Genomic DNA, 13,124 nt, shown 5'->3' with positions numbered 1-13,124 from the left:
CGACCGTCCGCCGCTCAGTGGAGCGAGAGGAACAGTTCGACCGACCCGTCCGGGTGGTGCACCTCCAGATCCTCGGTGAACGCGCGTTCGATCCGGCCGCGGGCCGACGCGTAGTCGGCGACGCTCCACGTCTCGGCCAGCGCGTCCGGTTTCGATTCGTCCTCGCAACAGAACCGAGCGAAGTAGCCGGACCGTACGCTGATCAGGACGTCACCGGGGTCCATCTTGTCGGTGGAATCGCACGGGTATCCGACGACGACCGTGAACGTGCGCGGCGGTGGGGATGCCGCGTAGACGACGAAGACCTCGGAGATCCCCCGATCCCTGATCCGCTCCACCGTGTAGTCGACGAGTTCCCGGCCCGGCCCGGGACGTCCGGGTCTCCCTTCGGGGATGGTCAGGCCCACAAACGATTCGGCCTGCCTCTTGACGATTTCGATCATTGCTTCTCACCTGTTGCACTCGACGGTCGGACGGCCTCGTCCACATGGATCGGGATGTACAGGTCGACGGCGTAGGCGTGTGGATACGCCTCGAGGTCGCCGGTGTACGTCCGCTCGATGTCGCCGTTCGACTCCGCCTCGCTGACCTGCGCCCACAGCCGCAGCATCACGTCCGGGAACATGCCCCGCGAGGTGAACTTCGCGTAGGTGCCGGGCGGGATCCGCGAAATGACGTGACCCCGGGTGGCGTCGTCCACCGTCGCGCACTCGTACCCGACGATCTGGGTGTAATACGACTCGACGTCGGGCGCGAAGTCGATGTAGGTGGAGGCGAGCGGTCCCCCGACCTCGTGGTGGAGCACCCTCGTCCAGGCGCGGTCGAGACGAGGGTCGCTCAGCTTTCCCAAGGCCCGCTGGGGGCTGCGCACGGGCAGCCCGGCCACCAGGGTTTCGCCGCGCTCGATGATCTCGAATGACATGTCAGATCGCGTCCTCGAGCACGTGCGCGTCGCGAACGCCGACGCAGGGCACCCCTCGAGCCCGCGCCAGCTGCATCGCCATCGCATCGGATGGCGAACAGAGTCCGTCCAGAACGTCCTCGGTCGCGATCGCGCAGACGACGTCACCCTCACATTCGGTGATCGATTCGATTCCACGGTCGGAAGCCCACTGCCGCAACGCAACCCACCGCGTCAGCTCGGTGCCGGCGCCCGGGCGCCCGACGAACAACACCCGCCGGGTACGGTTCGCCGTCTCCACACGATTCACTTCTGCACTGATGGTCATGGTCCGACTTCCTGTCCGCGTTGGCTTTTCGATCCCCGCTGTGCGGGTTCTTCCGTCTGCAACCAACTATGGACGGCACCGACGGCGAAGTCTGTCCGCCGATCAGCCCCCGAACAGGATGAATTCCGCGTCCCCCGATCGGTGGACAGCGGCCGGGTCAGTACCCCTCGGGCAGGGCGGCGAACATGTCGCGGGTGACGGCGACGGCGTTGTCGGAACTGCCGCCCCGCACCACCAATGTCGCGAATGCCAGGTCGCCGCGGTATCCGACGAACCAGGCGTGCGAGCCGCCCTCGACCTCGGCCTCACCGGTCTTGCCGTACACCTCGCCCTGATCTTCGATCCGCTCGGCGGTACCGCTCGTCACGACGAGGCGCATCATTCCGCGCAGCCCGTCGACCATCTCCGGGCTGATCGGCGGATGCTCCCCGTCGATCTTGGTCTCCCGTCCCGCGATCAACCGCGGCACGGGCGTCGTGCCGTGTGCGATGGTCGCCGCGGCCAACGCCATTCCGAACGGACTGACCACCACCTTGCCCTGCCCGAACCCGTCCTCGGTCCGCTGCACCAGGTCGTCGGCGGGCGGCACCGAACCCGAGTCGGTGGGCAGGCCGACCACTTCGTAGTCGGGCCCGATTCCGTACTGCGAGGCGGCGACGGTCAGTGCGTCGGGCTGCATCTCGCTGGCGAGTTTCGCGAACGAGGTGTTGCAGGAACGGGCGAACGCCGTCGCCATGGGCACCGTGCCGAGCGCGAATTCGTTGTAGTTCGGGACGCTGCGTTCACCGATGTCGATGCGCCCGGGACACGGCACCATCGTGTCGGGTGTCGCGATGCCCGAGGAGATCGCGGCGCCGGCGGTGATGATCTTGAACGTCGAACCGGGCGGATACAGGCCGGTGAGCGCAACCGGTCCGTCCTTGTCCGCCGCCTTGTTCTGCGCGACGGCCAGCACGTCGCCGGTCGACGGCTGGATGACGACCATCATCGTCTGGTCGGTGCGGGCGTTGACGGCGTTCTGCGCGGCGATCTGGATGGGACGGTCCAGGCTGATCGAGAATGACGGGGACGTCTGCGGCGCGGTCTCGGTGAGCACATCCGTGTCCACACCGTTCTGGTTGACCGTGACCACGCTCCAGCCGGCCTTGCCGTCGACCTCGTCGATCACGGTCTTCTTCACCTGACCGACCAGATCCGGAGCGAAATTCCGGTCGGTGGCCACGAGGTCCGCCTCGTCGGACACGCTCACCCCGGGAATGGCGCCGAGCACACCGGCGACCTGTTCGTAGTCGTCCGACCGCAACCGGGTGACGAGGTAGTCGCCCTTGACCGCCGTCGCCGATTCGGCGATCGACTGCGCGGTGAGCGTGTTGTCGAACGTGACGAGCGCCGACGCGAGGGACTGGGCGCTGCCGATCACGTTGCCCGACTGCGCCGCATCGAACTTCACCCGGTACACCACGCCGGGGACGAGGACGTCCGAACCGGAATGCTCGTTCACCCGCGCCCGAGGGGCCGCGGTGGACCGCAGTGACATCGTCTGCCGGTCCCCGAGCCGGGGATGGACGTTGGTGGAACTCCACCGCACGGCCCAGTCGCCGCCGCGCCGACCCATCTGCAGTTCACCCGAGTACGTCCAGACCCGGTTCTTCGGCAGATGCCATTCGTAGGTGTACCCGACGGTGGCCGTGTCACCGCTGACGTCGACGTCCGTCGTCCGGGCGTCGAGCGACTCGGCCTGCAGCGACGTCCACGCGGACTCGAGGGCCTGACGCGCGGCGTCCGGGCGATCCGACAGGTCGGCGGCCTGCTCCGAATCCTGCTCGGCGAACGCCGTCAGAAACGCCTGCGCCGCCGGTTCCGGACCGTCCGGTCTAGGCGTGCACGCGGCGAGACCCACCGTCAGCGCAGCGGCGCCGCAGAGGGCGATCGACTGGACGACGCGGGAGCGAGAGTGTGGCCGCAGGTTCATCGCCGCCCATGCTATGTCGGCGGACGCCGCCGACACGGTAGGCGGCCAGCGCGTCAGTCCAGGAGAATTGTGGCGAACGTCGCGACCTGCCGGAAGCCGATGCGTGCGTACGCGCTGCGGGCCACCGTGTTGAAGCTGTTGACGTAGAGACTGGCGATGCGGCCCTCCGCGATGACGGCCTCCGCGACCGTCGCGGTGCCCGCCGCGCCGAACCCGTGTCCGCGGTACATCGGGTGCACCCAGACGCCCTGGATCTGCCCGACCCGCGCGGACACCGAACCGACCTCGGCCTTGAACACCACCTGATCGTCCTCGAATCTCGCCCACGCCCGGCCGGCGGCGATGAGATTGGCGACGCGGCGCCGGTACCCTCGACCGCCGTCGTTGGCGCGGGGGTCGATGCCGACCTCCTCGATGAACATCGCGACCGCGGCGGGCAGGTACTGCTCGAGTTCGTGCATCCGCACCTGCCGGACCAGGGGATCCGGGCGGCACTGCGGGGTACTCGCGAGCGCCAGCAGCGGCTGATCGGGCCGGACCTCGCGGGCCGGCCCCCAATCCAGCTCGAGCATCTCCCACAGCGGCAGCGTCAATTCGGCCCGCCCGACCAGCGACGAGCACATGCGCGGCGTGCGACAGGCGCGGTCGGCGAACGCCCGCATGTCGTCGATGCTGCCGCGCAGCGGCACGAAATTCGCACCGGAGAAGCACAACGATTCGAGCGGCCCGCCCCGACTCCACAACTCGCCGTGGATCATCCGGGGATCGATACCGCCCTCTTCTACGCGAGCGGCAACCATGCAGGCGGCGACAGGATCGGCGTCGAGAACGCGGAGCACGTGTGCGGCGTCCCGACTGCTCAACTGTTTGGCACCGAGGAGCTTGAGCATCTACCCAACCTTGTCAGCTAGTGGACCTGCCCACCAGATTGCCACGAACTCGCCGGAAACGGGAGACGTTTCGTCGGCCACCGCGGGCGCCGGGTCAGCTGACCGTCACGACGGGAGATCCGGTGGTCGAATCGCCCTCCATCTCCTCGGCGATCCGCATCGCTTCCTCGATCAACGTTTCGACGATCTGCGCCTCCGGCACCGTCTTGATGACCTTGCCCTTGACGAAGATCTGCCCCTTGCCGTTGCCGGACGCGACACCCAGATCGGCCTCGCGGGCCTCACCGGGGCCGTTGACGACGCAACCCATGACCGCCACGCGCAGCGGGATCTCCATGCCCTCGAGTCCGGCGGTGACCTCGTCGGCGAGGGTGTACACGTCGACCTGGGCGCGCCCGCACGACGGGCAGGACACGATCTCGAGCTTCCGGGGCCGCAGGTTCAGCGACTGCAGGATCTGCGTGCCGACCTTGATCTCCTCCGCGGGCGGGGCGGACAGCGACACCCGGATGGTGTCGCCGATGCCCTCGGCCAGCAGCGCGCCGAACGCCACCGCCGACTTGATCGTGCCCTGGAACGCGGGACCGGCCTCGGTCACGCCCAGGTGCAGCGGGTAGTCGCACTGCGCCGCCAGCTGCCGATAGGCCTCGACCATGATCACCGGGTCGTTGTGCTTCACCGAGATCTTGATGTCGCCGAATCCGTGTTCCTCGAACAGGCCCGCCTCCCACAGCGCGGACTCGACGAGCGCCTCCGGCGTGGCCTTGCCGTACTTCTGCATCAGCCGTGGGTCGAGGGATCCGGCGTTGACGCCGATGCGGATCGGGATGCCTGCGTCGCCTGCCGCCTTCGCGACCTCCTTGACGCGTCCGTCGAACTCCTTGATGTTGCCGGGGTTCACGCGGACGGCCGAGCAGCCGGCCTCGATGGCCGCGAAGATGTACCGCGGCTGGAAGTGGATGTCGGCGATGACCGGGATCTGGCTCTTCTTCGCGATGGTCGCGAGCGCGTCGGCGTCCTCCTGCCGTGGGCAGGCGACGCGAACGATGTCGCAACCGGATGCCGTGAGTTCGGCGATCTGCTGCAGCGTGGCGTTGACGTCGTGCGTCTTGGTGGTGCACATCGACTGCACGGAGACCGGGAAGTCGCTGCCGACACCGACAGATCCGACCTGGAGCTGGCGAGTCTTGCGGCGAGGTGCGAGAACGGCGGCCGGGCCTTCGGGCATTCCCAATCCGACAGGGCTGGTCACGTGGGTGCCTTCTTTCGTAGCTTCGGGTCCGAGTTTAGCCATCACTGGAAGAGCTTGATCGGGTTGACGATGTCGGCGGTCAGCGTGAGGAGCATGTATGCGCCACCTATGACGATCACCACATAGGTGACGGGCAGGAGCTTCATGTAGTCGACGGGTCCGCCGCGCGGAAGCCCGCGCCTGCTGCGGAACCAGTCCCGGACCCGCTCGTAGACGGTGACCGCCATGTGCCCGCCGTCGAGGGGCAGCAGCGGCAGGAGGTTGAACATCCCGAGGAAGAAGTTCAGGCTCGCCAGCAGCAGCACGAACGCTTCCCAGATTCCCTGTTCGGCGATCTGACCGCCGATGACGCTCGCGCCGTACACGGAGATCGGGGTCTCCGGGTCGCGTTCGCCGCCGGTCACCGCATGCCACAGGTCGACGGCCTTGCTCGGCATCTGCACCATCCGCTCGGCGGTCATCGCGAACATGTCGCCGGTGAACTCGAACGACGCGGGAACCGCGGAGAGGGCCGAGTGTTCGACGACGCTCGGGGTCGCGCCGATGCCGATCGCACCGACAGTGGCCTCGTGCGGTTCGGTCTCCCCCTTCTCCTGGACCCAGCGCTGCACCTGCTGGACCGGGACGACGATCGTCTGTTCCTCGCCGTCCCGCTCGATCGTGAAGTCGACCGGACCGGACAGCGAGCGGGTCGCGGCGGCCACGTCGGCGAACGTCGGGGTGTCCGTGCCGTCGACCGCGGTGATGACGTCGCCGGTCCTGATGCCCGCCTGTTCGGCGGGGCCCGGTCCGGTGCACTCGGACAGGGCGAAGTCGGGGCCGGGACCCTGTGTCGGCGCCGCGCACCCGACCGATCCGACGACCGCGTCGGGAGACCGGTTCAGATCGGGCAGCCCCCAACCGACGGCGAGGACGTACACCAGCACGAGGCCGAGGACGAAGTTCATGCCGATGCCGCCGGACATCACCGCGAGGCGCTTCCAGGTCGGCTTCTTGTACATGGCCCGGTCCTCTTCGTCCGGCGCGAGCTCGTCCAGCGCCGTCATCCCGGCGATGTCGCAGAACCCGCCGAGCGGGAGCGCCTTGAGTCCGTACTCGGTCTCACCGCGGCGGAAGGAGAAGATCTTGGGTCCGAAGCCGATGAAGTACCGGCGGACCTTCATGCCGGTGGCCTGCGCCACCCACATGTGCCCCGCTTCGTGAAGTGCGATCGACAACGCGATCCCGAGGGCGAAGAGAACAACGCCCACTGCGAACACCATGCAGTTCTAGCCTTCCTGCTTCACGAGCTGGCGTGCTCGCTCACGTGCCCAGCCGTCGGCGGCCAGTACGTCTTCCACGGTAGCCGGTGGCGCCGACCACTCGTCCGCCTCGGACAGCACGGAGGCGACGGTGCGGACGATGCGCGGGAACCGGATGATTCCGTCCAAGAATGCCTGAGCGGCGACCTCGTTCGCAGCGTTGTAGACCGCTGTGAGGCATCCCCCACCCTTGCCTGCCTCGCGCGCGAGGTCGACGGCGGGGAAAACCTGCGAGTCGAGTGGTTCGAACTCCCAGGTGGAGGCGGTGGTGAAGTCGCAGGCCGCGGCGGCGCCCGCGACCCGGTGCGGCCAGCCGAGGGCCAGCGCGATCGGGAGCTTCATGTCGGGTGGGCTGGCCTGCGCGAGCGTCGAGCCGTCGGTGAACGTGACCATCGAGTGCACGATGGACTGCGGGTGGACGGTGACGTCGATCCGGTCGTAGTCGACACCGAACAGCAGGTGGGTCTCGATCAGCTCGAGCCCCTTGTTGACGAGGGTCGCCGAGTTCAGGGTGTTCATCGGCCCCATCGACCACGTGGGGTGGGCCCCGGCCTGCTCGGGTGTCACCGATTCCAGCCGGTCGGCCGTCCAGCCGCGGAACGGCCCGCCCGAGGCGGTGAGAACCAGACGGTCCACTTCGTCCGCACCGCCGCCGCGCAGGCACTGCGCCAGCGCCGAGTGCTCGGAGTCGACCGGCACGATCTGTCCCGGCGCCGCGGCCGCCGTCACGAGCGGCCCGCCGGCGACGAGCGACTCCTTGTTGGCCAGCGCGAGCCGCGCACCGGACTCGAGCGCGGCCAGCGTCGGCTCGAGGCCCAGCGAACCGACCAGTGCGTTGAGCACGACGTCCGCTTCCGTGGTCCGCACGAGTTCGGTGACGGCGCCGGGTCCGCTCAGCACCCCCGGCAGATCCAATGACGCCGCGGCCTGCGGATCCGCGACCGCGACGGACGACACACCCGTCTCGTGAAGCTGCCGGCCGAGCAGTTCGACGTTTCCGCCACCGGCCGCGAGCCCCACCACCGTGAACTTGTCCGGGTTGGCGGCCACCACCTCCAACGCCTGGGTGCCGATCGAACCGGTGCTGCCGAGCAGCAGGACGCGAGTGGGCCTGGTTTCATCCACCCACCCATTGTTCCTGATGAAATGCGGACCGCCCGCCACGGATGGCCCCGCTACGTACGACGGACAGTCGTATGTCACGATATGTCGAGTAGCGCAACCGAATCTGCAGGAGGATCGATCGTGGCCGGTACCCAGTTGGAGCCCTCGTCCAGCGACCCCATCGTGGCCGCACACATCGACACCGCGGAGGTCCCGTCGGCGGCGTGGGGCTGGAGCGGTGAGGCTCCGAAGACGTTCCGATTCTTCGGATGGTTCTTCGCCGTGTTCCTGCTGCTCATGATCATCGGCAACCACACCGGCCTGGTCGAGGACCTGTGGCTGATCGGCTGCGCGGCCCTGATGGTCCTCATCCTCGTGCGCGACATCGTGCTGCGGCGCAAGCCCCGGTAACACCGGACCACGAACAAACCCCTCGCCCCGATCACCCGGGGACGAGGGGTTTCGTCGTATCGGCCTGCGCGGCGAACGCTCAGTTCTCGGCGGCGAGCTGCCCGCAGGCGGCGGCGATCTCCTGGCCGCGGGTGTCACGAACCGTGCAGGACACGCCCTGCGCCAGCACGCGCCGGACGAATTCCTTCTCCACCGGCTTCGGGCTCGCGTCCCACTCACTGCCCGGTGTGGGGTTCAGCGGGATCAGGTTCACGTGCACCAGCGGTCCGAGCGCCTTGCGCAGCTTCTTTCCCAGCATGTCGGCGCGCCACGGCTGATCGTTCACGTCCCGGATCAGGGCGTACTCGATGGAGACCCGGCGGCCGGACTTGTCCGCGTAGTAGCGGGCGGCGTCGAGGACCTCCGCCACCGACCAGCGGTTGTTCACGGGAACCAGGGTGTCGCGCAGTTCGTCGTCCGGGGTGTGCAGGGACACGGCCAGCGTCACGCTGAGATCCTCGTCCGCGAGCTTGCGGATGGCGGGCGCCAACCCCACCGTCGACACCGTCACCGAGCGTTGCGACAACCCGAGGCCGTCGGGGGCTGGCGAGGTGATGCGGCGGACGGCGGCGACCACGCGCTTGTAGTTGGCGAGCGGCTCCCCCATGCCCATGAACACGACGTTCGACAACCGGCCCGGACCACCGTGGACGTCTCCGTCGCGCAGGGCGGCCGCGGCGGCACGCACCTGATCGACGATCTCGGCGGTCGACAGGTTGCGTTGCAGCCCGCCCTGCCCGGTCGCGCAGAACGGGCACGCCATTCCACACCCGGCCTGGCTGGAGATGCACAGCGTCGCGCGGTCCGGGTAGCGCATGAGGACACTTTCGAGCAGCGTCCCGTCGTTCGCCTTCCAGAGCGTCTTGCGAGTGTCGCCGCCGTCGCACGCCAGGTGCTTGACGGCGGTGAGCAGTGTCGGGAACAGCGCCGCACCCACCTGCTCGCGCACCGCGGCGGGAAGATCGGTCATCTTCTCCGGATCCGCCTCGAGCCGCGCGTAGTACTGCCGGGCCAGCTGGTCGGCCCGGAACCCGGGCAGACCCAGCTCCTTGACGGCCTCCCGCCGCTCGGTGGAGTCGAGGTCCGCGAGATGCTTGGGAGGCATCCCACGCCGGGGCGCGGTGAAAACGAGGGGAAGCGAGACAGCCATAATTTCTCCATTGTCCCATTGATTCGGGGTTCGTTGTCGTGCGGATGCCTGATCGACGTGGTTTCGCCGCCCGATGCGCATGCGGAACCCGCCCAGGTGGGTGAAGATCAACTCATGTCGAAAACACCGGACGACCCTTCGAACTTCCCACCGGACGTCCCGGCCGGTCGTGGTCCCGGCACCGGGCCGGCGCCCACGGACCCGGCACACCCCGACACGCCGCCGACCGGCACCGAGCATCCCGACGTCGCCCGCCGCAAGGGGATCAAGCACACGCGGGTGGGTGCCACCTGGACCGGCCTGGTCATCGGAATCGTCGTTCTGGTACTGCTTCTCGTGTTCATCCTGCAGAACCTCGACAGCGTGACCCTCGAACTGTTCGCCTGGGAGTTCACGCTCCCGCTGGGCGTCACACTGCTGTTCGCGGCGATCGCGGGTGCGGTGATCATGGCCCTCGCGGGCGGTGTCCGCATCATCCAGATCCGGCGGGCGGCGAACCGGCAGCGGCGTCTGAACAGTAATTTCTAACTGAACAATAGTTACGCAAGTGGATTACGACGACGCCCTGCGAGCAGAATTACTGTCGTGGATATCACCGGAACGGCACGACTGTGAAGGCCGACATGGAGACGACTGTGGCACCGCGCATCGCGGCTGAACAAGCACGATCCTGGCTGCTGGTTCCCGCCGGCAAACCCGAGGGTTTCGAGGCGGCCCACACCAGCGCCGCCGACGCGGTGATCCTCGACCTCGAGGACGCCGTCACTCCCGACCGCAAACCCCGGGCCCGGGCCGACGTCGTCGCCTGGCTCGGCGAGAACCGGCGCGCGTGGGTGCGCATCAACGACGCCACCACCCCCTACTGGGCGGACGACCTGGCGGCCCTGAACGGTGTTCCGGGTCTCGAGGGCGTCATGCTCGCCAAGACCGAGAGCGGCATGCAGGTCGACGCGACGGCCGAGCGACTCCCGGAGGGCACGAAGGTGCTCGCGCTCGTCGAATCCGCGATGGGTCTCGAGGCCGCACCCGAGATCGCCCGGACGGAGGCCACGTTCCGCCTGGCATTCGGCAGCGGCGACTTCCGTCGCGACACCGGCATGGACGACTCACCGCTGGCGATGGCGTATCCCCGCTCCCGGCTGACCGTCGCCAGCCGCGCTGCCCGGATCGCACCGCCGATCGACGGCCCCACCCTCGGCACCGATGTCGACGCCCTGGTCCGCGCGTCGGCGCTCACCCTGTCGATGGGGATGAGCGGCAAGCTGTGCATGACCATCGCGCAGACGGCGCCGGTCAACGACGCGCTGAGCCCGTCCCCGGCCGAGGCCGAATGGGCGCGCGACGTGATCGCGGACCTCGGCGAGGACGGTTCCCGGGTACGGGACGGCAGCGACCTCCCGAAGTTGGCGAAGGCCAAGAAGATAAACGCGCTCGCGAAGCTCTTCCACATCGCGCCGCGGTAGCGACACCGGTCAGAGCAACTCCAGCCCGGCGGGCTTTCGGCGGACGTGCACTCGGTAGCGCACGTCGAGAGCCACGCCGGGGGTCTGAGCGAACGCCGCCGATGCCGTCCTTGTGGTGAACTCGATGCCGAGGACTGCGCGCAGCGCCTCCCGGTACGGGAAGCGCCATCGGGTCTCCACGCGGGCCAGGTCGAACCCCTGGGCCGCGAAGAACTCCTCCACGGTCGCCGGGTGGTATTGCGGCAGGTCGGTACGCATCCACTCACCGTAGGGGTGGGCCGTCGCGTCGAGATCGACCACCACCAGCGCGCCGCCCGGGCGCAGCACCCGCATCGCCTCGCGGATCCCGCGGCCGCAGCCCGGACCGAAGAAGTACGCGGTCCGCGCGTGCACGACGTCGACGGTCGCGTCGCCGAGGGGTATGTCCTCCGCGGAACCGTCGAGGACGCGGACGTTCGGCAGATGCCCCACCCGGGTGCGGGCCCGTTCCAGGAGCGGCGGATGCGGTTCGACGCCGTAGACCGTCGCCGCGGACTCCGCGAAGACCGGGAGATGGAAACCGGAGCCGCAGCCCACGTCGGCGACGGTGCCGGCCGTCCAGTCCACGGCCGCGCGCAGGTGCCGGAAGATCGCCCCGTCCACGTCCTGGGCACGATTCTCCACCTCGTACCACTCCGGCCAGTGCCAGATGTTCGGGCTGGGAATGGTCACGGCAGCGCGGTCACACGAGGACCGTGAGCACCAGCCACGTCACGAACGCCGACGGCAGCAGGGAATCGAGACGGTCCATGATCCCGCCGTGCCCGGGCAGCAGGGTGCCCATGTCCTTGATGCGCAGCTCGCGCTTGACCTGGGATTCGATGAGATCGCCGAGCGTGGCGGTGACCACCAGCACGACGCCGAGGAGAACACCGATCATCGAGTTCTCGTCGAGGATCAGCGTGACCGTCAGCAGGCTGCCGATCACGCAGAACAGCAGCGAGCCGAAGAACCCCTCCCACGACTTCTTGGGGCTGATCGCCGGCACCATCGGATGCTTGCCGAACAGCACCCCCGCCGCGTAACCACCGACGTCGGAGCAGACCACGCCGATCATCAGGCACAGCACCCGCCCGGCGCCGTCGTCCTGCAGCACCATCAGCACGGCGAACGACGCCAGCAGCGGAATCCAGGACGCCACGAACACGGTGACCGCCGTGTCCCGGAGGAAGTTCTGCGGCGTCGCCTTCAACCCGTGGTCGAACAGGCGCCAGACCATGCAGACCAGTACCGTGCCCGCGAAGGCGCTGAGCACTCCGACCGGGCCGAACGGCCACCCCAGCCACAGGATCGCCTGGCCCCCGGCGATCAGCGGGATCCGGGGGGCGCTGATGCCGGCTTCGCGCAGCCGCTTCGTGACCTCCCACGTGGCGACGGCCATCGCGACCGCGACCACCCCGATCCACACGAGGGGCACGTAGACGAGGATCAGGATGAGCGCGACGCCGAGTCCGACGCCGACGCCGATCGCTGCGGGGAGGTTACGCCCGGCCTTGGACTTCGCGGCCGTGGCCGGTTCCGGCGTGGGCTTCCCCTCGGAGACCGGTCCCGAGGGGTCGCCCTCGGAGATGGGTCCCCCTGAGGTCCCGTGTTCTGCTGGCACGGTCACTGTCCCCGATCCACTCCTCGTCTCGTGACTAAACTTCCAGTAACTCGGCTTCCTTGTGCTTCACCAGTTCGTCGACCTGCGCGACGTACCGGGCGGTCGTCTTGTCGAGTTCCTTCTCGGCCCGCCCCACCTCGTCCTCGCCGGCCTCGCCGTCCTTCTGGATCCGGGACAGCTCGTCCATCGCCTTGCGGCGCACGTTGCGCACCGACACCTTCGCGTCCTCGCCCTTCGACTTCGCCTGCTTCACCAGTTCGCGGCGGCGTTCCTCGGTGAGCTGGGGAACGGAGATGCGGATCAGGTTTCCGTCGTTGGACGGGTTCACGCCCAGGTCGGAGTTCCGGATCGCCGTCTCGATGGCATTCAGCTGTGAGGCCTCGTACGGCTTGACGACGACGAGTCGCGCTTCCGGCACGTTGATGCTGGCGAGCTGCGTGATCGGGGTGAACGCGCCGTAGTAGTCGATTCCGATGCGGTTGAACATGCCAGGATTCGCGCGGCCCGTGCGGATCGATCCGAGATCGTCCTTGGCCACCGTGACAGCCTTCTCCATCTTCTCCTCGGCTTCGAAGAGAGCTTCATCAATCACGGCTGTTCCTCCATGTCGTTCTGCATCGATTCGTCACTGCCTCTGTTTCGAGAAAACACTGTGTCGAGCGTGGCACGCG

The 13,124-nt window shown here is 68.2% G+C and carries 15 protein-coding genes; 3 read left to right on the top strand and 12 right to left on the bottom strand.

The window, feature by feature from the left end:
• Nucleotides 1-14 precede the first annotated feature (14 nt).
• From ROP_RS32920 to dxr, 8 genes are all read right to left on the bottom strand, one after another.
• On the bottom strand, nucleotides 15-443 hold the full coding sequence (locus tag ROP_RS32920) for a hypothetical protein (RefSeq protein WP_015890314.1): 429 nt from the start codon (nucleotides 441-443) through the stop codon (nucleotides 15-17).
• Nucleotides 440-922, bottom strand: coding sequence for a GyrI-like domain-containing protein (locus ROP_RS32915; protein ID WP_015890313.1), 483 nt, complete (start codon nucleotides 920-922; stop codon nucleotides 440-442). Before ROP_RS32915 ends, ROP_RS32920 begins: the two co-directional genes overlap by 4 nt.
• Nucleotide 923: 1 nt before the next feature.
• On the bottom strand, nucleotides 924-1,229 hold the full coding sequence (locus ROP_RS32910) for a hypothetical protein (protein ID WP_015890312.1): 306 nt from the start codon (nucleotides 1,227-1,229) through the stop codon (nucleotides 924-926).
• Between the two features lie 157 nt (nucleotides 1,230-1,386).
• Complete coding sequence (locus ROP_RS32905; RefSeq protein ID WP_015890311.1) at nucleotides 1,387-3,201, bottom strand: penicillin-binding transpeptidase domain-containing protein; 1,815 nt, start codon at nucleotides 3,199-3,201, stop codon at nucleotides 1,387-1,389.
• A 53-nt stretch (nucleotides 3,202-3,254) separates the two neighbouring features.
• Nucleotides 3,255-4,091: a GNAT family N-acetyltransferase gene (locus ROP_RS32900; RefSeq protein ID WP_015890310.1), complete on the bottom strand. Its 837-nt coding sequence runs from the start codon at nucleotides 4,089-4,091 to the stop codon at nucleotides 3,255-3,257.
• Nucleotides 4,092-4,185: 94 nt separating this feature from the next.
• A complete protein-coding gene (gene ispG, locus ROP_RS32895) occupies nucleotides 4,186-5,343 on the bottom strand; it encodes a flavodoxin-dependent (E)-4-hydroxy-3-methylbut-2-enyl-diphosphate synthase (RefSeq protein WP_015890309.1) in 1,158 nt (385 codons plus the stop codon).
• A gap of 41 nt (nucleotides 5,344-5,384) precedes the next feature.
• Nucleotides 5,385-6,605, bottom strand: coding sequence for a M50 family metallopeptidase (locus ROP_RS32890; protein ID WP_015890308.1), 1,221 nt, complete (start codon nucleotides 6,603-6,605; stop codon nucleotides 5,385-5,387).
• Nucleotides 6,606-6,611: 6 nt separating this feature from the next.
• On the bottom strand, nucleotides 6,612-7,769 hold the full coding sequence (dxr, locus tag ROP_RS32885; RefSeq protein WP_015890307.1) for a 1-deoxy-D-xylulose-5-phosphate reductoisomerase: 1,158 nt from the start codon (nucleotides 7,767-7,769) through the stop codon (nucleotides 6,612-6,614).
• A 120-nt stretch (nucleotides 7,770-7,889) separates the two neighbouring features.
• On the opposite strand from dxr, the gene ROP_RS32880 reads away from it, so the two are divergent.
• The gene (locus tag ROP_RS32880) at nucleotides 7,890-8,159 is read left to right on the top strand and encodes a DUF2631 domain-containing protein (protein ID WP_005259333.1); all 270 of its coding nucleotides are present in this window, start codon (nucleotides 7,890-7,892) and stop codon (nucleotides 8,157-8,159) included.
• 79 nt (nucleotides 8,160-8,238) lie between these two features.
• On the opposite strand, the gene rlmN is transcribed toward ROP_RS32880, so the two are convergent.
• Nucleotides 8,239-9,348, bottom strand: a complete 1,110-nt coding sequence (gene rlmN, locus ROP_RS32875) for a 23S rRNA (adenine(2503)-C(2))-methyltransferase RlmN (RefSeq protein WP_015890306.1) — start codon at nucleotides 9,346-9,348, stop codon at nucleotides 8,239-8,241.
• Between the two features lie 114 nt (nucleotides 9,349-9,462).
• Here rlmN and ROP_RS32870 point away from each other — a divergent pair, with 114 nt between their 5' ends.
• Both ROP_RS32870 and ROP_RS32865 read left to right on the top strand, forming a co-directional pair.
• Nucleotides 9,463-9,876 (top strand): LapA family protein, encoded by a 414-nt coding sequence (locus ROP_RS32870; protein WP_043826927.1) that lies wholly within the window; start codon nucleotides 9,463-9,465, stop codon nucleotides 9,874-9,876.
• Nucleotides 9,877-9,959: 83 nt separating this feature from the next.
• Complete coding sequence (locus tag ROP_RS32865; protein ID WP_015890304.1) at nucleotides 9,960-10,811, top strand: HpcH/HpaI aldolase/citrate lyase family protein; 852 nt, start codon at nucleotides 9,960-9,962, stop codon at nucleotides 10,809-10,811.
• A 9-nt stretch (nucleotides 10,812-10,820) separates the two neighbouring features.
• Here the strand turns inward: ROP_RS32865 and ROP_RS32860 are convergent, their stop codons facing one another.
• Genes ROP_RS32860 through frr form a run of 3 tightly spaced genes read right to left on the bottom strand, consistent with a single transcriptional unit; the run spans nucleotide 10,821 to nucleotide 13,045 of the window.
• Nucleotides 10,821-11,522 carry a class I SAM-dependent methyltransferase gene (locus tag ROP_RS32860; protein WP_015890303.1) on the bottom strand — a complete coding sequence of 234 codons (702 nt, stop codon included), beginning with the start codon at nucleotides 11,520-11,522 and terminating at the stop codon, nucleotides 10,821-10,823.
• Nucleotides 11,523-11,532: 10 nt separating this feature from the next.
• Nucleotides 11,533-12,459, bottom strand: coding sequence for a phosphatidate cytidylyltransferase (locus ROP_RS32855; RefSeq protein ID WP_080512548.1), 927 nt, complete (start codon nucleotides 12,457-12,459; stop codon nucleotides 11,533-11,535).
• A gap of 28 nt (nucleotides 12,460-12,487) precedes the next feature.
• Nucleotides 12,488-13,045: a ribosome recycling factor gene (gene frr, locus ROP_RS32850; RefSeq protein WP_015890301.1), complete on the bottom strand. Its 558-nt coding sequence runs from the start codon at nucleotides 13,043-13,045 to the stop codon at nucleotides 12,488-12,490.
• Nucleotides 13,046-13,124 lie beyond the last annotated feature (79 nt).

Source organism: Rhodococcus opacus B4 (assembly GCF_000010805.1).
GTDB classification, from domain to species: domain Bacteria; phylum Actinomycetota; class Actinomycetes; order Mycobacteriales; family Mycobacteriaceae; genus Rhodococcus_F; species Rhodococcus_F opacus_C.
This window is presented reverse-complemented; position numbering and strand designations above follow the sequence as displayed.

Coding starts and splice junctions, on each gene's coding strand:
- ROP_RS32920 (WP_015890314.1), bottom strand. CDS start 443: ATGATCGAAATCGTCAAGAGGCAGGCCGAATCGTTTGTGGGCCTGACC.
- ROP_RS32915 (WP_015890313.1), bottom strand. CDS start 922: ATGTCATTCGAGATCATCGAGCGCGGCGAAACCCTGGTGGCCGGGCTG.
- ROP_RS32910 (WP_015890312.1), bottom strand. CDS start 1,229: ATGACCATCAGTGCAGAAGTGAATCGTGTGGAGACGGCGAACCGTACC.
- ROP_RS32905 (WP_015890311.1), bottom strand. CDS start 3,201: ATGAACCTGCGGCCACACTCTCGCTCCCGCGTCGTCCAGTCGATCGCC.
- ROP_RS32900 (WP_015890310.1), bottom strand. CDS start 4,091: ATGCTCAAGCTCCTCGGTGCCAAACAGTTGAGCAGTCGGGACGCCGCA.
- ROP_RS32890 (WP_015890308.1), bottom strand. CDS start 6,605: ATGGTGTTCGCAGTGGGCGTTGTTCTCTTCGCCCTCGGGATCGCGTTG.
- rlmN (WP_015890306.1), bottom strand. CDS start 9,348: ATGGCTGTCTCGCTTCCCCTCGTTTTCACCGCGCCCCGGCGTGGGATG.
- ROP_RS32870 (WP_043826927.1), top strand. CDS start 9,463: ATGTCGAAAACACCGGACGACCCTTCGAACTTCCCACCGGACGTCCCG.